General features: G+C 33.9%; 25 protein-coding genes and 1 riboswitch. Of the genes, 13 read left to right on the top strand and 12 right to left on the bottom strand.

All coding sequences use genetic code 11. The features are described from left to right. Positions 1-994: 994 nt before the first annotated feature. The 7 genes from opp4A to CN692_RS04830 all read right to left on the bottom strand — a co-directional run bounded on the left by opp4A (position 995) and on the right by CN692_RS04830 (position 8,321). Positions 995-2,773 carry an oligopeptide ABC transporter substrate-binding protein gene (gene opp4A, locus CN692_RS04860; RefSeq protein WP_098118014.1) on the bottom strand — a complete coding sequence of 593 codons (1,779 nt, stop codon included), beginning with the start codon at positions 2,771-2,773 and terminating at the stop codon, positions 995-997. A 25-nt stretch (positions 2,774-2,798) separates the two neighbouring features. Beyond that, complete coding sequence (locus CN692_RS04855; protein ID WP_098118013.1) at positions 2,799-3,704, bottom strand: ABC transporter permease; 906 nt, start codon at positions 3,702-3,704, stop codon at positions 2,799-2,801. A gap of 14 nt (positions 3,705-3,718) precedes the next feature. Further along, complete coding sequence (opp4B, locus tag CN692_RS04850; RefSeq protein WP_098118012.1) at positions 3,719-4,684, bottom strand: oligopeptide ABC transporter permease; 966 nt, start codon at positions 4,682-4,684, stop codon at positions 3,719-3,721. A 15-nt stretch (positions 4,685-4,699) separates the two neighbouring features. After that, positions 4,700-5,626 (bottom strand): ABC transporter ATP-binding protein, encoded by a 927-nt coding sequence (locus CN692_RS04845; protein WP_098118011.1) that lies wholly within the window; start codon positions 5,624-5,626, stop codon positions 4,700-4,702. Next, a complete protein-coding gene (locus CN692_RS04840) occupies positions 5,607-6,632 on the bottom strand; it encodes an ABC transporter ATP-binding protein (RefSeq protein WP_098118010.1) in 1,026 nt (341 codons plus the stop codon). Before CN692_RS04840 ends, CN692_RS04845 begins: the two co-directional genes overlap by 20 nt. Positions 6,633-7,196: 564 nt before the next feature. Beyond that, on the bottom strand, positions 7,197-7,649 hold the full coding sequence (locus CN692_RS04835; protein WP_142317496.1) for a Dps family protein: 453 nt from the start codon (positions 7,647-7,649) through the stop codon (positions 7,197-7,199). A 240-nt stretch (positions 7,650-7,889) separates the two neighbouring features. Beyond that, on the bottom strand, positions 7,890-8,321 hold the full coding sequence (locus tag CN692_RS04830; RefSeq protein WP_098118009.1) for a hypothetical protein: 432 nt from the start codon (positions 8,319-8,321) through the stop codon (positions 7,890-7,892). A gap of 202 nt (positions 8,322-8,523) precedes the next feature. Between CN692_RS04830 and CN692_RS04825 the strand changes: the two genes are divergently transcribed. Then, positions 8,524-8,754: a hypothetical protein gene (locus CN692_RS04825; RefSeq protein WP_098118008.1), complete on the top strand. Its 231-nt coding sequence runs from the start codon at positions 8,524-8,526 to the stop codon at positions 8,752-8,754. Between the two features lie 427 nt (positions 8,755-9,181). On the opposite strand, the gene CN692_RS26030 is transcribed toward CN692_RS04825, so the two are convergent. Then, positions 9,182-9,337 carry a hypothetical protein gene (locus CN692_RS26030; RefSeq protein ID WP_179865431.1) on the bottom strand — a complete coding sequence of 52 codons (156 nt, stop codon included), beginning with the start codon at positions 9,335-9,337 and terminating at the stop codon, positions 9,182-9,184. 748 nt (positions 9,338-10,085) lie between these two features. Beyond that, complete coding sequence (gene thiT, locus CN692_RS04815; protein WP_098118006.1) at positions 10,086-10,667, bottom strand: energy-coupled thiamine transporter ThiT; 582 nt, start codon at positions 10,665-10,667, stop codon at positions 10,086-10,088. A gap of 131 nt (positions 10,668-10,798) precedes the next feature. Beyond that, a riboswitch (TPP riboswitch) is annotated at positions 10,799-10,903 on the bottom strand. Positions 10,904-11,192: 289 nt separating this feature from the next. Between thiT and CN692_RS04810 the strand changes: the two genes are divergently transcribed. From CN692_RS04810 to CN692_RS04800, 3 genes are read left to right on the top strand one after another with little or no spacing between them, the layout of a single operon-like run. Then, the gene (locus tag CN692_RS04810; protein WP_098118005.1) at positions 11,193-11,669 is read left to right on the top strand and encodes a low molecular weight protein-tyrosine-phosphatase; all 477 of its coding nucleotides are present in this window, start codon (positions 11,193-11,195) and stop codon (positions 11,667-11,669) included. A 13-nt stretch (positions 11,670-11,682) separates the two neighbouring features. Next, entirely contained in the window at positions 11,683-12,222 is a 540-nt protein-coding gene (locus CN692_RS04805; protein ID WP_098118004.1) for a hypothetical protein, read from the top strand. Positions 12,223-12,239: 17 nt separating this feature from the next. Then, positions 12,240-13,121, top strand: a complete 882-nt coding sequence (locus CN692_RS04800) for a YihY/virulence factor BrkB family protein (RefSeq protein WP_257143968.1) — start codon at positions 12,240-12,242, stop codon at positions 13,119-13,121. Positions 13,122-13,433: 312 nt separating this feature from the next. Here CN692_RS04800 and CN692_RS04795 read toward each other — a convergent pair whose 3' ends face one another. Next, the gene (locus tag CN692_RS04795) at positions 13,434-15,353 is read right to left on the bottom strand and encodes a heavy metal translocating P-type ATPase (RefSeq protein WP_098118003.1); all 1,920 of its coding nucleotides are present in this window, start codon (positions 15,351-15,353) and stop codon (positions 13,434-13,436) included. Between the two features lie 555 nt (positions 15,354-15,908). Between CN692_RS04795 and CN692_RS04790 the strand changes: the two genes are divergently transcribed. Continuing rightward, positions 15,909-16,574, top strand: coding sequence for a nuclease-related domain-containing protein (locus CN692_RS04790; protein ID WP_098118002.1), 666 nt, complete (start codon positions 15,909-15,911; stop codon positions 16,572-16,574). A gap of 63 nt (positions 16,575-16,637) precedes the next feature. After that, on the top strand, positions 16,638-16,874 hold the full coding sequence (locus CN692_RS04785; RefSeq protein ID WP_098118001.1) for a hypothetical protein: 237 nt from the start codon (positions 16,638-16,640) through the stop codon (positions 16,872-16,874). Positions 16,875-17,018: 144 nt separating this feature from the next. Here the strand turns inward: CN692_RS04785 and CN692_RS26025 are convergent, their stop codons facing one another. Continuing rightward, positions 17,019-17,171 (bottom strand): hypothetical protein, encoded by a 153-nt coding sequence (locus CN692_RS26025; protein ID WP_179874371.1) that lies wholly within the window; start codon positions 17,169-17,171, stop codon positions 17,019-17,021. Positions 17,172-17,292: 121 nt separating this feature from the next. On the opposite strand from CN692_RS26025, the gene CN692_RS04780 reads away from it, so the two are divergent. From CN692_RS04780 to CN692_RS04755, 6 genes are all read left to right on the top strand, one after another. After that, positions 17,293-18,237 carry a DMT family transporter gene (locus tag CN692_RS04780; protein ID WP_098118000.1) on the top strand — a complete coding sequence of 315 codons (945 nt, stop codon included), beginning with the start codon at positions 17,293-17,295 and terminating at the stop codon, positions 18,235-18,237. A gap of 88 nt (positions 18,238-18,325) precedes the next feature. Next, positions 18,326-19,258, top strand: a complete 933-nt coding sequence (locus CN692_RS04775) for a carbohydrate ABC transporter permease (protein WP_098118164.1) — start codon at positions 18,326-18,328, stop codon at positions 19,256-19,258. Next, positions 19,258-20,088, top strand: a complete 831-nt coding sequence (locus CN692_RS04770; protein WP_098117999.1) for a carbohydrate ABC transporter permease — start codon at positions 19,258-19,260, stop codon at positions 20,086-20,088. The genes CN692_RS04775 and CN692_RS04770 overlap by 1 nt, the downstream gene beginning before the upstream one ends. A 9-nt stretch (positions 20,089-20,097) precedes the next feature. Beyond that, positions 20,098-21,369: an ABC transporter substrate-binding protein gene (locus tag CN692_RS04765; protein ID WP_098117998.1), complete on the top strand. Its 1,272-nt coding sequence runs from the start codon at positions 20,098-20,100 to the stop codon at positions 21,367-21,369. A gap of 203 nt (positions 21,370-21,572) precedes the next feature. Next, entirely contained in the window at positions 21,573-22,619 is a 1,047-nt protein-coding gene (locus tag CN692_RS04760; RefSeq protein WP_098117997.1) for a LysM peptidoglycan-binding domain-containing protein, read from the top strand. Positions 22,620-22,936: 317 nt separating this feature from the next. Continuing rightward, positions 22,937-23,299, top strand: coding sequence for a DUF805 domain-containing protein (locus tag CN692_RS04755; RefSeq protein WP_098117996.1), 363 nt, complete (start codon positions 22,937-22,939; stop codon positions 23,297-23,299). Positions 23,300-23,340: 41 nt separating this feature from the next. On the opposite strand, the gene CN692_RS04750 is transcribed toward CN692_RS04755, so the two are convergent. Then, complete coding sequence (locus CN692_RS04750) at positions 23,341-23,757, bottom strand: VanZ family protein (RefSeq protein WP_179874370.1); 417 nt, start codon at positions 23,755-23,757, stop codon at positions 23,341-23,343. A 278-nt stretch (positions 23,758-24,035) separates the two neighbouring features. On the opposite strand from CN692_RS04750, the gene CN692_RS04745 reads away from it, so the two are divergent. Next, positions 24,036-24,380, top strand: coding sequence for a DUF805 domain-containing protein (locus tag CN692_RS04745; protein ID WP_098117994.1), 345 nt, complete (start codon positions 24,036-24,038; stop codon positions 24,378-24,380). The last annotated feature ends 48 nt before the right edge of the window (positions 24,381-24,428 follow it).

Genomic DNA, 24,428 nt, shown 5'->3' with positions numbered 1-24,428 from the left:
TTTTTAGTAAATTTGGTTTGGGGTCGGTTTTTAGGGTGCATTGAAGGGATTTATTGGTGAATTAGCTATTTTATCAATAATGTCTATGGAGCTTTCGTGCTTTTTGAGTTTAAATATACTATATTTCAATGCAGAGAAGTACCCCGAGGTCGTTTATGCACAAAACTCAGCACTTTATGAACGAAACTTATTGATTTATGCACAAAAGCCACCGTTTTATGAACCAAGCTCACAAAATGTACGTGATATCAATAATATGCTAGCCGTATTTCAACGCACAGCAGCCACTCAAAAGGAGTCCAAGAGTTATATCAACAAAAATCATCATTATATCAACAAAAATCAGTAGTTTATCAATAAAAATCCCTATTATATCAACAAAGTTCACAGCTTTATCAACAAATTACACAATCTGTTCGCATTTCTGGCAAAGCACTTACAAGTAATCGTCACTCAGAAGGGGAAGCGGATCTACCTGATCAAGTGATAATTGAGCAGAGTTCGTAAAATATACGTGCCATCTATAATTCTCGCTATATTTCAACGCACCGAAGTACCCCGAGGTAGTTTACGCGCAAAACTCAGCACTTTATGAACGAATCCAACGATTTATGCACAAAAGCCACCGTTTTATGAACCAACCTCAAAAAATGTACGTTCTATCAAAAAATCCCTAGCCATATTTCAACGCACAGCAGCCACTCAAAAGAACCCAAAAATTTTATCAACAAAAATCATCGATATATCAACAAAAATCAGTAGTTTATCAATAAAAATCCCTACTATATCAACAAAGTTCACAGCTTTATCAACAAAATACACAATGTGTTCGCATTTTTGGCAACACACTCACAGTATTTGTCTCTCAGAGGGAGAAAAATACACAATGTGTTCGTATTTCTTCCAAGAAACCATCCCAAAGCAAAGGGGAGCAGCAACTTATCCACACTCAAAAAAAGAACCATCTCAAAAGAGACGGTCCTATTTTTAAAGCTTATTTATTTTTTTCAGACTCTGCACTTGTTACAGAGATGTCTTGTAAGTGACCTTGGAAGCCTTGACCAGCAGTTAGGTCGAAGCCTTTAACGCGTTTGTTAACTCCATCTAAACCGAAGCGGAATAGAGTAGGGATAACTGGTACTTCTTCATTTACAAGCTCTTGCCATTGATCGTATACGTCTTGACGGTATTTTTCGTCAAAGGCTTTAGCTGAGATACCTTCTTTTAATAACTTATCGTTATCTGGATTTACCCAACGAACGTAGTTAAATGGTGCGTTTTTCGCCCAAATTCCAGATGGGTCTGGGTCAGAACCTGTTCCCCAAGCTGCTGCGAAGATATCGATTTTTGGATTATCTTTTTCTACCATATCGTAGAATGAGTTGAACTCATGTAAACGTCCATCTAATAATTGAACATCTAAGCCAACATCTTTCCAAGATTGGATGTAGAATTGTGCTAATGGTTCAGCAATATCGCCACCGCTCATAGAAGCGAAGTTGATTTTGAATGGTTTACCGTTTGGATCTTCACGTAAGCCATCTCCAGTTACGTCTTTGTAACCAGCATCATCAAGTAATTGTTTAGCTTTTGCTGGATCATGAGTGTATCCTTTTAATGCTTTATCAAAGTATTTAGGGAATGATGGTGGAATTACAGATGTTGCAGGCACTCGTAATCCTTTGTATAATTTTTCCCCAACTGCTTTGTTGTCAATAGCATAAGCCATTGCTTGACGTAAACGTTTATCTGAGAATTTTGTATTATCCATTACGTTTACACCGTTTTTCGCATCGAAATGTCCTAATTTAAATCCAATGTAAGAGTAAGCTAATTCTGTTTTACCGATTAATTGGATATTTTTTAATTTTTTAGCTTGATCGTATTGGTCAGCTGAAACAGACGCGATATCGATGTCGCCATTTTGTAATGATGATGTAGCAATTGTTGGGTTAACAACTTTTAAAAGTACACCGTCAAGTTTTGGAGCACCATTCCAATAATCTTTGTTCGCTTCAAATTCTACAGCTTCACCTGGAGTGATCTTTTTGATTTTGAATGGTCCAAAGCCAATTGGAGCTTTACGAATTTGGTCAGATGATGCTAATTTATCGATTGGTACATTTCCTAAATATTTTTTAGGTAGTGGGTTAGTCCATAAACCAGTAAGTACTGATGGGTTTGCTTCTTTGAATGTAATTGAGATGTTGTGGTCGTCAATTACTTTTACCCCAGAGATCGATTTTGCTTTACCGTTATGGTAATCTTCCATACCTTCGATCATAGACATTTGTGAGTCATAACGTACACCAGTATATTTCGGGCTACCAATTACAAGGTAAGCGTACTCTAAATCTGAAGCAGTTACAGGGTCACCATTGTGCCATTTTACATTATCGCGAATTGTTAAAGTAATTGTCTTTTTATCATCGCTTAATTTGTATGTAGCAGCACCATCTTGGTCATAAATATAGTTTTCATCTGTTGAAAGAAGTGCCTCATCAAAGAATTGAAGAACTTGAGAATCTGGATCGCCTTCATAGAAAACTGTATTTAAAATACCTTCAAATGGCGTGTCAGATACTAAACCGTATTTTAAAGTGCCACCTGCGATTGATTTTTTGTTATTCGTTACTTTAATTGGGAAAGCAGCTTGATCTACTTTAGCAGTTGTAGACGTTGTTTTTGTGTCCCCGCCCTTACAAGCAGATAGAATTAACATAGATACTGCCATTGCGCTTAAAACCTTAGAAAATCCTTTTGCATTTTTCATATTTCCACTCTCCTTTAATGGTTTCTTAACCTCTTCTTTGTCTTGCATCAGCAGCACGCTTTAGCGCTTCACCGATGAAATTTATACTCAGCATGAGCACTAAAATCATGCACGATGCAGGTAGCCAAATCCACAGCTTGTTTTGTAAAACATCAGGGTTTGTTGCATAACTTACTAGTGTTCCTAAACTTGGAGTACTTTCTGGTAAACCAAATCCAAGGAATGTTAACCCAGATTCAATTCCAATATTTCCTGCTAGGTTTAACGTAAATGCAACGATAATTAATGAACTTACATTTGGTAAAACGTGTGAAATAATGATTTTCCAGTTCGGCGTGCCAATTGCTTTAGCAGCGGCAACATAATCTAATTCGCTTTCTGATAATACTTTTGAACGAATTAATCTTGCCTTACCTGTCCATAAAAATAGACTCATTATTAAGATGAAATTTACGATTGAGAATGTAGGCACAACAGTAACGAATACGATAATTAACATTAGTGTTGGTAAAGATAAGAAGAAGTCAATAATACGCATGACAACTCCATCAACCCAACCACCAAAGTAACCAGCTACTAATCCTAGTGCTAGGCCTAGGATATTCGTAATAATTGTGATGAAAAATCCGATTGTAAAGGAATTCCTAGTCCCAATTATTAGTTGCCCGAATATATCACGTCCCCCGTAATCAGTACCTAGCCAATGAGCAGATGAAGGGGGCTGATAGATTGATAGAAAGTCAACTTTAACAATTTGGTTTTGATCTAGTACAAGCGAAGTACCATACACGAATAATATTATTAAGCCAAGTAGGATAAGAGAACCTAAAGCTAACTTATCTCGTCTAAATTCTGCCCAAATAACACTAAATCCAGATGAACTTTTTCGCTTCTCAACTATATGATTTTGATTTTCGATTTTTAATTCCATAAGTGTCACCTACCTTAATCAATCCGTATACGTGGATCCACGATGCTTAGAATAATATCTGAGATTAATGTTCCAAAAAGTGTTGCAAGACATGTCATTAAAACAAGTGCATTTACAACGGTAAAGTCACGTAACATAACGGATTTAACAAACAGCTGTCCAATTCCTGGATATCCAAAAATTGATTCTAAAAATACTGAACCAGCTATTAAACCAGTAATCTCATAACCTAGAAATGCAGCGATTGGTAAGAATGAATTACGTAAAATATGTCTAGAATAAACCTTTGATTCAGGAACACCTTTTGATCTTGCAGTTCTTACGAAATCTTTAACTTTTGTATCAATAATTTCACTGCGTAAGTATTGAGAAATACCTACAGTTGAAATTAGTGCACCTGATAAAGTTGGTAAAACAAGATGATCTAATTTACTTACATAATAAGCAAATGTCCCATCAGCAATCTGAGGGTCTACGCTACCACCTGTTGGAAATAGGTCTAAATAAAATCCGAAAATAAATAACATAATTAATCCAAAAATAAAGAGTGGGGTAGCAAAACCTACATAGTTATACCCGGTTATTAGATTATCGGCCCAGGTGTCATTCCACCGTCCACTAATAATCCCAAATGGAATAGCTAATAAATAAGTCACAATAAATACGCATAAAGCAAGTAATACTGTATTGCCAATACGGTCGCCAATTACGTCGACTACGTTGATTTTGTGTGTATATGAAATACCAAAATCACCTTTTGCTACGTTTTTAATCCAATGATAATACTGAACATAAGCAGGATCATTTAAGCCCATTTCTTCACGAATCTTTTCAATTTCCTGTGGATTAGCTTTTGGGTTAATTGATCGACCAGTTAGAGCATCACCTGGCATGGCTTTTGCAAGTGCAAAGATTAGTATACTCAAGATTAGAAGCTGTGGAATCATGATGAGTATACGTCGGATGATAAATTTCAACATATTCGTTACTCCTTTCTATGGTAATGCTACTCGATGAGTATCTGATATTGCCTTTAAATCAAATGGTCGACCATTTTCATCAAAGTAAGAAGAAAAGTTTTGTTGGTATTCTTCTCGAACTACTTGTCTTGCAATAATTTTTTCTTCTCTAACTTCTGGACGAATGTCAGGTATTGCTGCGATTAAGCGTTTAGTATAGATATGTTGCGGGTTATTTAATATATCGTCAGTAGTGCCTTCTTCAACAAGTCTACCGCGATACATAACACCAATTCGATCACATAAATGGCGGATAACACCTAAGTCATGACCGATAAATAAATAAGTTAATTTGAATTCTTCCTGTAAATCTTGTAGGAAGTTAAGTACTTGTGCTTGTACAGAAACGTCCAATGCTGAAACTGGCTCATCTGCAACGATTAACTTTGGTTGTAAAGTTAAGGCTCTAGCAATCCCAATACGTTGACGTTGACCGCCAGAAAATTCATGCGGATATTTGTACAGAGACTCAGGTGATAGACCTACTTTATCTAGATAATAAAGAACTCTTTCACGCTCCTCATCCGGCGTTAAACTTTGAAAGTTTCTTAAAGGTTCTGCAACTAAATCAATAATTCGCTTTTTAGGATTTAGAGAAGAGTATGGGTCTTGAAAGATCATTTGAATTTCTTGGCGAAATGCTCGTAATTGATTTTTATTTAACTCTATTAAGTCTTTGTCTAAAAACTCAATACTTCCATGTGTAGCCTTCGTTAATTGTAAAATCGCTTTACCCGCAGTAGATTTTCCACTACCAGATTCTCCAATTAGGCCATATGTTTCGCCTTCGCTAAGTTCAAATGAAATTCCATCAACAGCTCTAACGTGATCTACAACTGTTCGAAAGATACCACCGCGAATAGGGTAATGTACTTTTAAGTTATCAACCTTTAATAGAGACATTTACGATCGGTGCTCCTTTCTCGTTCTTGAAATGGAAATGCTTATAACAAGAACAACGTACATAATGATTTGGTGTGACTTCGTGCAAGTTAGGTTGATTTTCATGAGCATAAGATTGAATCCAAGGAATACGGTGGCTGAATCGACAGCCGTTTCTAGGTAGTTTGTCTAATGGTGGCACAGTGCCTTCAATAATATGAAGTCTTTGATTTTTTGAATGAGTAGTAGGAATAGAGTTTAATAGTGATCGTGTGTATGGGTGTAATGGATTATTTAGTATTTCTTCTACTGAACCAGTCTCAATAATTTGTCCAGCATACATAACAGCAACTCGGTCTGCTACTTCAGCAACTACACTTAAATCATGAGTAATTAAAATGATTCCAAGTTTCGTTGTCTTTTGAATTTCTTTTAGTAAATCTAAAATTTGAGCTTGTATCGTTACATCTAAAGCGGTAGTAGGCTCGTCAGCGATAATGAATGACGGATTACAAGCAATTGCAATCGAAATCATTGCACGCTGTCTCATCCCACCAGATAATTCATGTGGGTACTGTTTGTAAGTAACCTCTGGTTTCGGAATACCAACTTGATTAAGTAACTCTAGTGCACGCTCTTTTTTCTGTGATTTTGATAAATCAGTATGGTAATCTAAGTTCTCTTCAATTTGTTTACCAATCGTCATTAGCGGATTTAAAGCAGTTAGAGGTTCCTGGAAAATCATTCCGATTTCCTTACCTCGAATCTTATTTAATTTACTATCATTTAGTGTTAGTAAATTCGTACCCTTGTAAGAGATTGATCCATTCATTTTTGTACGATTATTTGAATGTAGTCCAAGAATTGAGAGGGCTAGTGCACTTTTACCACAGCCAGATTCACCTACAATTGCGAGAATCTCATTTTCATGGACAGTCAATGACACATCATCTACAGCAGGATAATATTGGTTGTTTATTCGAAACGATGTCGTTAAATGTTCGATTTCCAAAAGAGGTTTTGACATATCGTATCTCCTTTCGCGATATCATGAGCAAATTGTTGGTTTATTTAGAATTTTTATAAGTATAATATTATTACGCGAATGTTTCAATACGGTATCAAAGCCTGTAATAAATAGTCCTTTTTAACTAGAATTTGAATTTAAACCTGTTCAACTAGTCAATAAATAGGGAAAATTTGTAATGGGGACACGATAAAAAGGTTGATATATTAATTAAAATAAGAGGCAGTAGGATTTGTTAATTATGAAAACGTTTACATTTATATGGTTGAAATAGTCAATAAGATGTGTTTGAAAAAAAGATAGAAAAAAGAAGAAGTTTGTCGTAAATTGTAAGAATTTTGTGGAAAATATAATATAGAGGGAAATTTTGTAGTTTGATATTCCTAGTACTTTATACCCGTTTTTATATAGGAAAATAAGAATTTAGTTAAAAAATGGGGGTCAACTAAACTATAATTTTAGTAAAAATATAAGAAAAGAAAAAACAGAGTGAAGTAAAATGGTCAACTCTCCAACTTACTTTACTCTGTTTTTCTTAATTTAGCCTTAAAGTTTTACAAATGATCAATTTAAATAAGCTGTTAACATCCAAACATGCTTAGCAAGCTTTTCTCGAATTGTTAATAATAAATCATGGGTTACAGAATCAGATTCAAGCTCTGCAATTTCCATACCATCTTTTAATTCTTCAATTAAGTATTTAAAGTCTTTAACAATGTCCTGTACCATTTCATCAGCAGTAACATTTGTATTCGCTTCTTTTATACATGAAGTATCAAGATATTCTCTCACTGTTCCAAGTGGCTTTCCACCAATTATTAACACTCGCTCCGCTAGCTCATCAATATGTAAACTCGCCTCGTTGTAAAATTCTTCAAATTTAGTATGTAGAGTGAAAAAATTTGGACCTTTTACATACCAGTGATAGTTATGCAACTTTACAAATAGAATATTCCAGTCTGCTATTTGCTTGTTTAGCACATCAACAGTCGTTTTTGAGATGGATGATGTTTCCATTAAAATACCTCCTCTAAATGATGTAAAAGATTAAAAAACCATATACACAATCTTAACTGATAATGACCGATAATAGTCATGGTAATATTTGATAGCTAAGACAACAATTAGTAAATTTAACGTTAAATTGGTAGGTAGCATTATATTAAAATAGAAAACCATCAATAAGATTGGAAGTTCAAAAAAATAAGACTGCCAGAACTAGTTAAACTGGTCTGCTATTTATTGAACGAATTTAATTCATTTTGCTACTTTTGAAAGATGTGTAATTGTTTTTGCTAACTTAGTTTTTGCGGAGTCTGAATATTCATAGGATATAGCCTTACCATAGTAATACATAGAATCTTTTGTTTGGTAGATCTTTATTGTGTAATATTTTATAGCTGAAGCATTATATAAAGCATTAAGTGTTGCTGTTGCTGCAGCCTTAGACCATGTTTTTTTTAGAAATTTTTCTGGAATATATGCAGATGCAAAACTGTATGTCCAATCACTTAAACTACTTATAACTTTTGAAGAACCAGTAAATGTATCAATTAATTTATAATTCATACTAACTCCTTCATTAACCACCACACGTGATTGTATTAACGGATGGCTTGGTGAGCCTTCTTCAATAATTGTTTTTGCCACAAGCTGTTGGTTTTCATCATATTCAGCAATCTCTGTCACACTAGAGAAAAATTCTTGTTCTTGCGCTTCTTCAATAACGTTTTCCCAACTTTCTAATGCAGTATTTTCCTCTGCGTTTACTGTAAATGGTAAAGAGCCCGTTAGTAAAAGTGTAATTGTTTCTTCATTTTCTTTCTCCTTTTAATAGAAAAATATAATGTATAATTTAAAAAACGACTGTTAAATAAAGGTGGTAAGAATCTTGAAAAAATATAGGGTATTGATTATAGCCCTTTTTTTAATGATTTTATTATTTTTAATAATAAACACATTTGAAGTGCTGAATGATCCAACACCTATAAGAAAAATAGGTTTTGTATTTTTTACAATGCTTTGGATTTACGGAATCTATCAAAATAGAAAATCATTAATGAAAGTAAGTGCTATGGTATTCTTTTATATTTTACTAATTGTTTGGGGTAATATTATTTAAATAACGTAACTGTAACCTATAAAATATCGTTTTCTTTTCATAGATAAGGAATAATATTCCACGTTCAAAATTGGTACCATTTATTGGTGTCGTTTCAAAAACTTACTGATAAAATATACACTAAAAATAGTGGACGAGGATTCCATTTCTTTACCGGAGTAAGGGATAAAAAATGGAATCTCTTATCATCGTTAAATCAAAAGACCGAATATTAATTTCATACCAAGCCAAACTGCCTTGGTCTGAAATTAATATTAAGGTCTTTTTCTATTTATTTTCACAAAAAAAGGCACCCATCTGTCAGACATCCCGACAGATGAGGCACCCAGTTTACGATTTATTAAATAGCATGAATTTATGATTATTTAATTGATTGAAAACACAAGTCAACAGACTTAATTCATTTAATAAAACGAACACGCTTAAGTTATGAATGCAGATTTACATTGTGAGGGGAAAGCTTAGGATCAATTCTAACTGCATCATCCTCATTAAACGCATTTTTTAATACTAAGAAAAATGAACCAATCATACCTAAAAGAATAATCACGTAAAAGAAAAAGATGAGCACATCGTAAGCCATTGTAAATACCCCCTTCGAAAATTTTCTGTATTTTATATATATGATTGAAGAAAAGGACAGATAACTAAAATTCACAAAGTGTTCAAATTTTAGAGGAATATTTTGATTTGGGCTTGGGGTAACTGGGTGAAGGAGGGGGGATAGGTACTTTGTGAGTGAAAGTGGTTCGGGCCCTAAAGGGGTGCTGCTTTGTGTTGAAATACAGTGTGGGGGGAAATTGAAAAAGCGAACACAGGGTGTACTTTGTGCATAAAACGTTGATTTTTGTGCGTAAATGGGTGGGATTTGTTCATAAAGTAGAGGTTTTTGTGCATAAAAGTGTTTCGGGGCTCTAAGGGGAGCTGCTGTGCGTTGAAATACAGTGTGGGTAAATTGAAAAAACGAACACAGTGTGAACTATATTGATAAAGTTGTGAACTTCGTTGATATAATGCTTATTCTCGTTGATATAATGCTTATTCTCGTTGATATAATGCTTATTCTCGTTGATATAATGTACAATCCCGTTGAAAAAGTGCAGATCCTCGTTGATATAATGTACAATCCCGTTGTTAAAGTGCAGATTCACGTTGATATAATGCTCAATTCCGTTGAGATATGACATCGGCCGTTAATTAAGTGCCATTTTATTGATATATTGCTAAAAACTGGCCCAGTTCGAGAATATACTAACCAAAACAAACAAAAAATCACAAGCTAAACTTGTGATTTTCAGTCTGAATTTATTTTTTCTTCCTATATAACTGTGTTAAGCTGCTTGATTTCGATTTTTCTTAACGTTAACAAGAATCGGTGCTGAGGAAAGTAAGATAATTAATAAAACAGCACTAATTATAAATGAAGGAACCATATACCAAGCGTTATATACTAATGAATAAAGTGAAACCGGAGTGCCTTTTGGTGCGTATGAGCCGTAAAATACAACTCCTGCGATAAAGTGGCAGATGAAACGAGCTAGTGAGCCGATAAATGTTCCTATAATAATGTAAACTGCTGCGCTTGTTTTTTTGCCGTTTGCTAAGTTGTTTTTTACTTGTTTAAATACGAGACCTGCTAAGCCTATGCTTGTAAATGCTGCGATATAGTCTAAGAATATTTGTATTGGATGTACATAATAAGGTTTTGTGATTAGTTGTAGAATTGCTAGTAATAGTCCAGTAATTAGGCCTTGTTTTAATCCCCAACGGAAAGCGATTAGGAAAACTGGAATCATTGTTAGTGATACGGATCCTCCTTGAGGTGCAGTAAATAGTGGTAAGAAGTCGAATACGATTGCAAGTGCTGCACACATCGCTATTTCTGCCATTAATTGAATCTTTGATGTCTTCATTTATATTTCCCCCTTTATTCGTGGACAACTTATGTAGTGAAACACTTTTTTGAGAGTCGTTTCCACAGTTTGGGATTTCGAGTTGAAATACATAAAAAAGCAACACGGGTAGCATGATGATCCCAGTGTTGCTTTTCATCGTGCCACATCCCTACGTTAGTATTAACTAACAGGTTCGAAGGGTAAGAATAGCTATTCTATTCACTCTCAGCCAATTGGCTCCCCTTGTGGATCAGCGTACATTTAGTTGTCTCTACTAAATATAGTCAAGGTGGTTTAAAAATACAATTAATTTATCTGTAAAAATTAAATTTTTTACGCTTTAATTAAAATTATTTTTAAAAAGTAAGTGTAAACATAGCTATTATGTAAAAAATAAGCATTATAACTTTTATCTTATTTATACTGTCCATAAATTATTCACAATAGCTTGCTTTTCATTTTAAAATATACCGTGGTAGAATGAATACGGAACAAACAGCTAATTTTTGGTAGAAGTGTAAATAATTTGAAGGAGACATCGAGATGATACAAGTATTATTTGTCTGTTTAGGTAACATCTGTCGTTCGCCAATGGCTGAGGCTGTTTTTCGTCATTTAGTGACAGAAAAAGGGTTAGAAAAACAATTTATGATAGACTCAGCGGGTACTGGGGATTGGCATTTAGGTCACCCTCCTCATAAGGGAACACAAGGATTATTAAGCGAAAAGGGTATAAATTGCGAGGGTATGAAAGCTCGAAAAGTGACAGATAATGACTTTAAATATTTTAGTTATATTGTTGCTATGGATGCACAGAATAAAGAGGATTTAGTGAATTTAGCAAGAAATAATTGTATAGGAGAGATTTCACTACTTTCAGATTATGTTCCAGCATCAATGTGGAAGGAAGTGCCTGATCCATATTATACGGGTAATTTTAATGAAGTATATGACATCGTAACTGAAGGATGTTCACATTTACTTCAACATATTTTAAAGCAACACCAATTAACAGTTTAGAGGAGGATGTAGAATGTCAAAACGTAACAAAGCTTTACGCAATATTCTAGTCGGAGTCGCAATTGGTGCAGGAGTTTCCTTACTTAACAAGGAAAATCGTGAGAAAATCTCACGTAAGGGAAGAAGCGTTACAAACAAATTAAATCAAATTAAAGAAGATCCAGAAATCGTAAAAGGTGCTGTAAGAAATCAATTGAGAGTTGTTCAAAGCTCAGTTGAAAAATTAGAAGGTAATGTTCAGCTTGTAAAAGACAAGTGGATCGAAATTAAAGATTCTACATTAAATAAGTTCGATAAAGGATCTACAAAGGTTTCTGAGAAGGCTGTTGAGGCTGTTGAAGAAAAAATTGAAGATTCAATCGATCTAGAAGAAGGTAAATCGCAAATTTCAGCGACTTCTCATGAGGTAACTCACGAGAACGAATCTTCTGAAACAGATGAGCAGTTAGAAGCTTCTCTTGAAGGTATTGAAGATATTACTGAAGAAAATGCAGATGAAGTACAAGAGAAAGTTGAATCAATTTTATTGGCAGGTAGTACATCTAAAGAATAACAATTGAAGGTGTCAATTTGATTAACAAAAAAAATTCTATTGTAGCATTTGGTTGGGATTTAACGAAAAAGTGTATGGAAGACGAAATAGCATCTCGTTCAGCAGAGCTAGCATATTATCTAATGCTATCTCTTTTTCCATTTCTAATTGTTCTAACACAGGTTATTACCTTTTTACCACTCACTACTGATGAGATTATGTCTTTCTTAAGTCAATATGCTCCACCAGATGCAATGGCAATTATCAAAAGTAACTTACAATTAATAATTGGTCAATCACATGGTGGCGTGTTATCAGTAGGGGTAATCGCAACACTTTGGGCGTCGTCTAATGGTATTAATGCAATCATTCGAGCACTAAATGATGCTTATAATGTAGAAGATAAACGAAATTACTTTGTTACAAGAGGGGTTTCGATTATTTTAACAATTATTATGATTTTTGTGATCGTGTTTGCGTTATTAATACCGGTATTTGGAAAAGTTATTGCCAAATTTGTATTTGAATTTTTAGGCATATCAAATGATTTCCTTTATACTTGGAGCATCATTCGATGGACACTAAGTTTTGTAATCTTGTTAATTGTATTTACTGTTTTATATTCAATTGGACCGAGTAAGGTTGTCCACATTAAAAAAGTTTTCTTTGGATCACTTTTTGCAACTTTAGGATGGATTATTTCTTCGTTTGGCTTTGCCTTTTATGTAGACAATTTCGGCAATTTCACAAGTCATTATGGAAGTTTAGGTGGAATTATCGTTTTAATGATTTGGTTTTTCATATCGGCGATGGTTGTCATAATTGGCGGTGAATTAAATGCTTTAATCAAAGAACGACAATATGGCAAGATCAAACCTAAACCTAAATTAATTGACCCAAAACAGCAAGGCCCGAAATAGTTTCTTCTATAATAATGGCGTTTTCTTCCATGAGTAGTCTTTTTTTAAACAGGTAAACTAAAAAAGACTTCAATAAAGGGAGGAAAATAAGTATGAGTAACAATAAGAAAAATCATAATGATAAATCTAATAAGAAGCAAAAAAGTAGCTCTCATCCAAAGAACAAAACGAGTGGATCTGCAAACGGACATAATGATTATCATTAATATTTAGACTGAAGAGAAAATGCGCACTTTGCCTGCTTGCATTGCTCATTACCGTCAATTCAGTCAAAAAAACGCATCGTACAGTATGAGTACGATGCGTTTTTTTTTAATCTCTTAATAATCTTAATGAGTTAAGGATAACTAAAATTGTGCTACCCTCATGACCGATTACTCCATAAGGGAGGTCAATGATTTGTAGGAAATTCGAGCAAATTAGAAATGCGATTACTGTAAGAGAAAAGATAATATTTTGCTTTACAATTTTGTTCATACGTTTTGATAATGTGATCGCTTTTGAAATTTTTGTTAAATCGTTTTTCATTAAAACTACATCAGCAGTTTCTAAAGCTACGCCAGTTCCGCCACCCATTGCAATTCCAACATTAGCAGTCGCAAGAGCAGGTGCATCATTTATTCCGTCACCAACCATTGCTACTTGGCCATAGTTTTCTTTTAGCTTTTTAACAATCGATACTTTTTCATCCGGTAGACAAGATGCGAAGTATTCATTGATTTCACTTTCTGCAGCAATCGCTTTTGCAGTTTGTTCAGAGTCACCTGTAATCATGACTGTTTGAACACCTAGTTTATTTAAAGTAGATAAAGCCTGTTTTGACTCATTACGAACTAAATCTTTTAATGAGAAAATCGCAACGACTTGATCCTCAGTACCAACATAAACAATTGTTTTGCCTTCTTGTTCCCACTGTTGTTCAAAATGTAGTAATGGATTTTGTTTCATCGTAACGAATTCTTTTTTACCAACTTTGTATTCCGTACCATTTAAAACAGCAGAAACACCGAAACCAGGATGGTCATCAATTTGTTCGAAAGATGATGAAACTGTGATTCCTTCCTTCGTCGCATAATCAACAATAGCTGCAGCTAATGGATGAGTTGAATATCTTTCAATAGAAGCAACGATTGATAATAACTCAGTTCGATCTAAATTTTCTACTTTTTCAAAACCTGTAACTTCTGGTTTACCAATTGTTAATGTACCAGTCTTATCGAACGCAATTGCCTTTAAAACACCTAAACGCTCTAAATGAATACCACCCTTAACGAGAATTCCAGATTTTGCTCCATTTGAAATTGCTGATAATACAGCCGGTGTAATGGAAGCTACAAGTGCACAAGGAGAAGCAACAACTAATAAAATCATTGCTCGATAAAATGTTGTCGTCCATGACCAATCCAATGCAAAATGCGGTAAAAACATCATAAACAGTACGACAATTAATACACCTTTAACATAAACCCCTTCGAATCTCTCAATAAATTGCTGAGAAGGGGTTTGTTCACTTTGAGCTGTTTGAACAAGATTAATGATTTTTTGGAAAAGAGTCTCATCACTATGCTTAGTAATCTCAACAACAAGCGTACCCTTAATATTAATTGTTCCAGCAAAAACTTCATCCTTTAAATTTTTAACGACCGGAATCGATTCACCAGTAAGAGCTGATTCATCAACTAAAGTTTCACCTTTAATAATCTGACCATCAGCAGGAATACGCTCCCCAGCTTTAATCAAAATCGAATCTCCAATGCTTAAACTTTTAATGCTAACAACTTCTTCAACATCACCAACTAAACGAATCGCCGTTTGCGGCTGAATCGACAATAAAGAAGAAATCTCTTTATTTGTCTTATTTAACGTATACGTCTCAAGCGCGCCACTTAAAGCAAAAATGAAAATCAGAACGGCACCCTCAGTCCAATATCCAATTGCAGCCGAACCAACAGCAGCAATGATCATTAACATTTCTACGTTTAATTCCTTTTCAGCAATCGTATCCTCAATACCTTCCTTTGCCTTCGCATACCCACCAATACAAAAAGCTAAAACATATAATATAATCGACATCATCGAATGTTCTTTTGTTCCGAATGAAGCAACTAGAATTAAAGCACCAGAAACTAAAGCAGCAATTAACTCACCATGCTTTGAAAGAAACGTTGAAGAATCCACATGCTCGGCCTCATATGTAGTATGAATCGTTGAAACTTTTGGACTTGCCTCCATAATAAATACCCCTTTCATATTATCAATTGAGAAAAATAATCAAATTCACTACCCTTATAAAACGACGAAAGCTGCCGTCCTAGGACAGCAGCGTACATTTTATAAAGACTTACTATTTATTTAATCTCTAAGTTGTTTATTTACTTATTTAAAATTATTCTTATTAACTATATATTAACACATTAGTTTAATTGTGATGAAAAAATTTGCTTATTGGATTAAAAAATTTTTAATGTTTTTGATTTGGAGTGTGAGGGGGCGGGGCGAACAGGGTTTGAAAGAGTGGATCCTGGTAAAGATGCGAACAGAATTTGAACAATATGGATAAAGTTGTGAACTCCGTTGATATATAAGCTTTACTCGTTGATATAGTGTGTAAGGTCGTTGATATATTGTTGATTCCCGTTGATATATTGAGAAATTGAGAAATTCATTGATTTAACGCTAATGAATTCTGGGCAATCATTTGAAAAACAGTCACAATTCGTAAGGAAAAGCTACCTAGTTTCATTAGATAATGAAGATGTAGTGATAAAAGTGTAGAGGAGTGATGTTTTGATTGTTAAAGAGAGAAAAACACCATTGATTTTAAAGAAACTGGAAGCTCTTTTAAGGAGGTTGCCAAGTAATCATCCAGCTAGATACAAAATTGAGAGTGATTTTATGAAAATGAAGGCAGGATTTACAGGTGAGAAAAAAATTGATTTCTACTTAGAGCTATTACCCAAAGACGAGTTCAGTATTTTACATAATATAAGATTAAAAAATGAAGAAAATCATTTCTTTCAAATTGACACTTTGCTGCTAACTTGCAATTATATTCTTATTTTAGAAGTGAAGAATATACTGGGGAATATTATTTTCGAGAAAGACTTCAATCAATTTATACGAATTCACGATGATAAGGAAGAGAATTTTCCAAACCCTATTTTACAAGTAAATCGACAACAGAAGCATTTGCAAACTTTTCTTCAAAAACTCAAATTAGTTGTTCCTCCAATTTACTCATTTATCCTGATTAGTAATTCTTCTTCAGTTATAAAAACCACACTTCGTAATAATAAGATTCTAGAAAACGTATTTCATACAGAGCTCCTACCATTAAAGGTACAAAAACTTAATGAAATCGTAGAAAAGCAGTCCCTTTCAAGTAATCAAATAAAAAAAATTTCTAAAGCTCTATTAAAGTACCATGTTTCATTGAACCCGAATGTGTTTTAGAAATATAACATATTAGAAAACGAAATTCTTAAAGGGGTAATTTCCCCTAAGTGCAGTAATCAAATGAAGCGTCAATTGGGGCAGTGGAATTGTGTATGCTCATACAAATCAATAGATGCTCATAAGCAGGCATTATATGATTTTGCATTTTTAATTAATGAAACAATTACGAATCAACAATGTAGAGAATTTTTACAACTATCATCCGGTTCAATTGCCTCAAATTTATTAAAGTCGTTAAATTTAAAACAAACAGGACATAAAAAAGGTACAAAATACTTGTTTCGATTAGAAGACTAATTGGGGTAGACGAGCTCGGAAAAAGCGAACAAAATTTGAACTATATTGATAAAGCTGTGAACTCCGTTGATATATTACAATCTCCCGTTGATATAATGGGTGACTCCGTTGATAAATTGCTTTTCCTCGTTGATATACGGCTTTTTATGTCAAAATAATGCGCAAATCCGTTGATAAAGTGCTTCGCTTCGTTGATATAATGCGCAAATCCGTAGATAAACTGCTTTCCTTCGTCGAAATAATGCGTAAATCAGTCGATAAACTGCTCTCCTCCGTCGATTTAATACACAAATTCATAAACAAAACCCCAATCCACCCCAAACATACCCTCAAAACTCAAAAACAAATAGATAGAATCCCCAAATAAATGATAGAATAGACTGTATTTATAGAGAGAAAAGGCATATGGAGGGAAGCAATGTCAGCTAAGAGATTTTTTACGCATCCTTTGGGAGTGATTGGGTCGGCGGTTGTTACGACTTTTTTGTGGGGGAGTGCATTTCCGTTTATTAAGTTGAGTTATGCGCATTTGCATATTGGGAAGAATGAGATTTGGAAGCAGATGATTTTTGCTGGTTATCGTTTCTTTTTGGCTTCTTTGTTGATTTTGGTCATTTTTACTTTAATAGGAAGAAAGTTAACTTTTAGGCGAGATACTTTTTTTGTTGTGGGGAAAGTTGGGTTGTTTCAGACTTTTTTACAGTATGTGCTGTTTTATATAGGGTTGAGTTTTTCTACGGGGGTTCAGGGTTCGATTATTGCTGGGACTACTTCGTTTTTTCAGCTTTTGGCTGCGCATTTTATGTATAAGAATGATCGGTTAAATTTGCGTAAGATTGTTGGTGTAACGGTTGGGTTTGTTGGTGTTATTATCGTTAATATAACGAAGGGGACTCTTTCTTTACATTTAGGGATTGGCGAGATTTTGTTATTGTTTGCAATGGCTTTTGGTGGGTATGGTAATGTGCTTGCTAAGGAAGCTGCAAAGAAAGTGGATGTTGCTTATTTGACAGCGTATCAAATGATGATTGGTTCTGTTGGTTTGTTGTTAATCGGGGGCTTTACGGCAGGGTTTTTCCCGTTCCAATTTGATTTGAAAACGTTTGGTATGTTAGTTTATTTATCGATGTTATCAGCTGTTGGATTTATACTTTGGAATAATGTCATGAAATATAATCAAGTTGGAAAAGTATCTATGTATTTATTTTTAGTGCCTGTTTTTGGGGTGATTTTATCATCAATCATGCTGAATGAAGTTTTATCTTATCTTGTATTTATTGGTTTAATGATGGTCACTTCTGGGATTATTATTGTTAATTATCAAAAGGAACAACGTAGTTCTCATATGAAGAGTGCTTCTTGAATAAAAGCAACTCCACTTTTAAATAATAAAGTGGAGTTGCTTTTTTTAGTTGAAGGGAGGTACATAGTTGTCAAAGTTTGATAAGACAATGAACAATGAAATTGAAACGGTAGTAGATGATGCTACTGATTTTAAGGTTTCCAATCGGAAAAAACGGCGAAATACTGGAAGTTTTATCGTTTTTGTTGGGCCAGCTTTTCTTGTTTTTGCAGCTTTAGTACTAACTCCATTTTTGATGGGATTGTATTATTCTTTTACGAATTGGAATGGAGTAGTTGGAAATATTCATTATGTTGGTTTTGATAATTATAAGTACATATTTACGCAAGATGCGGATTTTAAGCAGTCTTTTATTATTACTGCAAAGTATACGCTTTTTACCGTTATCTTAACGAATTTGATTGGTTTTGGCCTAGCTCTGTTAGTTACAAAGGGGCTTAAAACAAGAAATATACTTCGAACGATTTTCTTCTTACCTAATTTAATCGGTGGGTTGTTACTAGGATTTATATGGCAATTTATTTTTAATAAAGGTCTAACTTCATTAGGGGCAGCGTTAGGCATGGATTCTTTGATGCAATCAATGTTAGGTACTGCAAATGGGGCTTTTTGGGCAATTATTATCGTAGCAATTTGGCAAGGTGCGGGCTATATCATGATTATTTATGTAGCAGCGCTCCAAGGCGTACCTCAGGAATTGATTGAAGCTGCTCAAGTAGACGGTGCGGATCGTTTTACAACTTTAAGAAAAATCATTATTCCGATGGTAGCACCGGCTGTAACGGTTTGTTTGTTTTTAACTATTTCATGGTCATTTAAAGTATTTGATCAAAATTTATCACTTACTGGTGGCGGACCATTTAAATCAACAGAAATGCTAGCGCTAAATATTTACACAGAAGCATTTGTAAATAATCGTTACGGATTGGGAGAAGCAAAGGCAATTATTTTCTTCATCGTCGTTGCAGCTATTTCAGTTCTCCAAGTGTATATCACTAAGAAGAGGGAGGTTGAAGCTTAGTGGAAAACGAGCGATATACTGGATTATCATTTTTGCTCGAGTTATTTGGAATAATTTTAGCGATTCTTTTTCTAATTCCTTTTTACTATGTATTAGGAAATTCGTTTAAATCATTTGCAGATATTTTACAAAACACATCTTCACTCCCAAAATCTTTGGATTTCACGAATTACTCTCAAGCCATTGTTGTTATGGACTTTTGGAGAGCACTTTTAAATTCATTAATTGTTACGGTTGCTAGTAATGTCGTGATTGTTTTATTTTGTTCGATGGCAGCTTATAAACTCGTTCGTACAAAACATAAAATTTCTACGATTATATTCTTCATTTTTGTAGCAACAATGGTCATTCCATTCCAATCGATTATGATTCCACTTGTTAAAGTTGGGTCAATATTTCATTTAATGAATAGCCATTATGGACTTGTTGTTATGTACTTAGCATTTGGATCTGCACTTTCTATTTTCCTTTATCATGGTTTTATAAAAGGGATTCCAATTGAACTAGAAGAAGCGGCAATTATTGATGGTTGTACTCCGTTTATGGTTTTTTGGAAAGTGGTGTTTCCTTTACTAAAACCAATTACCGTCACAATTGTTATTTTAAATACTTTATGGATATGGAATGATTTCTTACTACCATCACTTGTGTTGCGAGATGAAGAGCTACGAACGATTCCACTCGCTACATTTTATTTCTTTGGCGCATATACGAAACAATGGAATTTAGCTCTTGCCGGACTAGTATTAGGCATTTTGCCATTATTGATCTTTTTCTTTGCGGCACAAAAACAAATTATTAGAGGAATCACTAGCGGTTCAATAAAGTAGGAGGATAAAATGAAAAATAAATTATTTAAATCAATTGCTGTTTTATCAACGAGTATGTTGTTATTTTCAGGATGTAATAGTAATAAAAAAGAAGAGAAAAAGTCAGGAGCAGGTGAAAAAGTAACATTAAATATATTTCAGTTTAAAGCTGAGATTGCTAAAGACCTTGAAGCTTTAGCGAATGAGTACCAGAAGGAAAATAAAAATGTAACTGTAAAAGTTCAAACAGTAGGTGGAGGTGCGGATTATGGAGCAGCTTTAAAAGCTCAATTTGCATCAGGGAACGAACCGGATATTTTCAATAATGGTGGTTACCAAGAAGCCATTACTTGGAAGGACAAACTCGAGGATTTATCTGATCAAACTTGGGTGGCGGATTTATATCCAGAAACAGAAAAACCGATGACTGTTGAAGGAAAATTATTAGGTATGCCGATGAATACTGAAGGATATGGCTTCATTTATAACAAAGATTTATTTGATAAAGCAGGAATTACCCAATTACCGAAAACGTTAACTGAATTAGAAGCGACAGCTAAAAAGCTAAAAGACGCTGGCATCACACCATTTTCAGTTGGTTATGGTGAGTGGTGGATTTTAGGAATACATTTATTAAATATTCCATTTGCACAACAGCCTGATCCAGATAAATTTATCGCTGACTTAAATGCAGGCACAGCAAGAATTCCTGATAATGATAAGTTTAAGGAGTTCATCAAATTATTTGATTTAACGATTAAATATGGCAATAAAAATCCATTAACAACAGATTATAATACACAAGTGACAAACTTTGCTTCTGGAAAAACGGCAATGATGCAACAAGGTAACTGGACACAAGGTATGATTGATGGCATTACTCCTAATATGAAACTTGGACTTTTACCAATGCCAATTAATGATGATCAAGAAGCAATGGACAAAATCCCAGTCGGCGTACCGAATAACTGGGTAGTTAATAAAAATTCAAAAAACAAAGAAGAAGCGAAAAAGTTTTTAAACTGGATGGTTACTTCTGATAAAGGGAAAAAATATATCGTGGAAAAATTTAAATTCATCCCTGCAATTAAATCGATTCAAGGAAAAGGCTTAGGACCAATAGCTGATGATATTCAAAAGTACTCATCAGATGGAAAAGTACTTTCATGGAACTGGTTCAAGTATCCAGATGGAGCAACAAATGAATTTGGTGCTTCTATGCAAGCTTATGTTGGCGGACAAAAAAATGCTAAACAATTACTGCAATCGATTCAGGATAGTTGGAATAAGTTGAAGAAATAATAAATCTAAGACAAACCTTATTTTGGAATAATTTCCGAATAAGGTTTGTCTTTTTTTTTGGTTGATTTTGGAATGGAAGAATTTGTGCGATGAATCTATATAATTATTTTGATATAGTAATTATCGAGCTGCATAAATCAATTAAATGAAATCCTGAGTTTAACCTAGATAAATAGATTAATAGTAAGGGAGAGTAATATAACATGAAAAAATCAATTAAAAATGTAATTTTATCAACTGCGATCGTGTTTTCTTTAGGAACTGTAGTCGGGCCAGCGAATGCTGAATCTGTTACTTATAAAGTAAAAAAAGGAGACACGCTTTATAAAATTTCAAAATCATATAAAACAACCGTTGCAGAACTTAAAAAACAAAATAAATTAAAATCAAATTCAATTCGAATTGGTCAAAAATTATATATTCCAGTAAAAGCGAAAATTGCTCCAAAGAAGCCAGCTACTCAAACGATTAGTCCAGTAAAGCTTCCAGCAAGCGAATCAGTTAAAAAGATGGCACTAGAAATCACTTCTTGGTATGAAACATCATCATCTGAAGCTGATGCTTTTGGTACAACGAGCGGTAATTTTGATGGACAAGGTTTATCATTTGGTGCACTTCAAGAAAATTTCGGAACAAACACTATACAACCAATTATGAAAAATATGTTTAACAATCATAATGACGTCGTTTTAAAAGCGTTTAATGGAGATACGGATTCTTATAATACGTTTAAAGATGTCATCATGAACAAAACGACAAAAGAACAAGTAGCTTGGGGAGATTCAATCACGGATCCTAAAGATAAATACCAAGTTGTTGAGCCGTGGAAAACATATTTTAAAAACCTTGGAACAAGTAAAGAATGTATCGATGAACAAATTAACGCTTCAAAATGGTATTTCGACCAAGCTGAAAAGTATTACCAAACATTCGGATTATGGACAAAAAGAGGATACGCACTAATGTTTGATATCTTCGTACAAAGTGGTGCAATATCAGATAAAACGAAAGACCTAATCCTTGATGACTTTAAAAAAATAGATACAAAAAATCTAACAAAAGAACAAATTGAAACGAAGAAAATGAACATCATCGTCAACCGCCGTGCTGCAGACGTTAACCAACAATGGAGAGATACATGGAAATCTAGAAAATCAGTCATTGCTAACGGAAGCGGAACTGTTGTTGGTTACGGAGACTTTTTCGATGTAACTCCTTATGGTGCTACGTTGACACATGTGAATAAATAAGTTTGATGAGGGGAGTCCGAGGTTTTGGACTTCTCTTTTTTTTGTTGGTTTTTATGCAGTAAGTAGCTGAAACGCGAACACTAAGTGAACAATATTGATAAACCTGTGAACTCCGTTGATATAATGCTAAAGTTCGTTGATAAATCGCTAAAGCTCGTTGATATATTCCAGATCACGTTGATAAATCGTTTAAACTCGTTGGTATTTTTAAATTTCCATTGATAAATCACATATTTTTTAAATAAAATACGTGATTTGGACTTCTTCAGGGAATATTAAAAAGGAAATATACACTAATTTCTTAGGAGAGATCAGTTGTGCAATGGTATATAAAAGTGTTAAAGAACTACATAGGGTTTCATGGTCGAGCGAGCCGAACTGAATACTGGATGTTCATGTTGATTAATGCAATTATTACTTTTATATTTACGTTAGTAGACGACTTTGCAAATACAAAAGAAATGTTTGCGGGAATATACGGTTTGCTAACTTTGATCCCATTAATAGCAGTCGGGGTTCGCAGATTACACGATATAGGTAGAAGTGGTTGGTGGTATTTAATTAGTATAATTCCTTTTCTTGGATCACTAATTTTATTAATAATGGCCTGTTTTAAAAGTGAAGACCATGAAAATCGATTTGGACCAGTTCCAGCAAGAAGTTATGAGTACAAAAAATAAACAAAAAACCTGTATCAGATAAAGGATACAGGTTCTTCCAATTATGTATTCGAACGTTGTTTCTTAATTTCTGTTCCAAGGATCATTGCAATCCTATACCCGATGTATGTTCCTAGAGTATTTAATATAACGTCATCTATATCTGACCATCTAAATGACATTAGAAATTGGACAACTTCTATACTTACCGATAAAAATAAGCCAACTATTATCACTTTTTTTGAGTACTTAATGGTCGTTAATACAAATCCAAATGGCACAAATAGCAGGATATTTCCAAAAACATTAACGATAAATTGTTTAAAACCAAACGCATGAAACAGATTGATTAATGGAATTAAATTTAATCCACCTTCAGAAACACCTATTCCTAAAGAAGCGACTGGAAAAAAAGTAAACCTAAAAATAAACATAAGTGAAAAAATTAACAGTAAAAATTTAATAAAAATTGGCTTCAAAATAAATCTCTCCAAAAAATGCTTAGTTACGAGGTAATTATACAGTAATATTTTTTGTAATTCCTCAACAAATTTTGCATTATTTGTATAAAGTGTTCCTAAAGCCATTTAATACAAGCTCCGAATTAATCTAAAGCTACTACTTACCGCCTAAAAATTAGGTGGTTTTTTTGTGTTAATTCAAAATAGATTGTCCAAGTATTAAAAATTAATAATGTTAATGGCATGCCAGGAATAGACTTAAATGTACCATATTTACTTCTTAGGAGGGATCTTTCTTGGAATGGTATTTAAAAGTATTAAAGAATTACGCAGTATTCAATGGAAGAGCTAGAAGAACAGAGTATTGGATGTTCTTCCTGTTTAGTGCCATTATCTCTATTATACTTTCAATTTTACAAAGCATTGCCGGTCTAGATAATGTTTTAACTTTAATTTATGGTCTTTTAACTTTGTTACCAAACTTAGCAGTAGGAGCACGTAGATTACATGATTCTGGTAAGAGTGGTTGGTGGCTGTTACTTTGTTTGATTCCGTTTATTGGTACGATAATTCTTATTGTTTTCTTCTGTTTGGATAGTGAAGAGGGAGATAATCGATTTGGTGGAAATCCGAAAGAGTAAGGGATACTTATAGAGTGGAGATTAACCGTCTTGAATAAGGCGGTTTTT

It is taken from the genome of Bacillus sp. AFS002410 (genome assembly GCF_002556365.1).
Taxonomy (GTDB): domain Bacteria; phylum Bacillota; class Bacilli; order Bacillales; family Bacillaceae_G; genus Gottfriedia.
The sequence above is the reverse complement of the archived record's forward strand: the minus strand, read 5'-3'. Positions and strand labels throughout refer to the sequence as shown.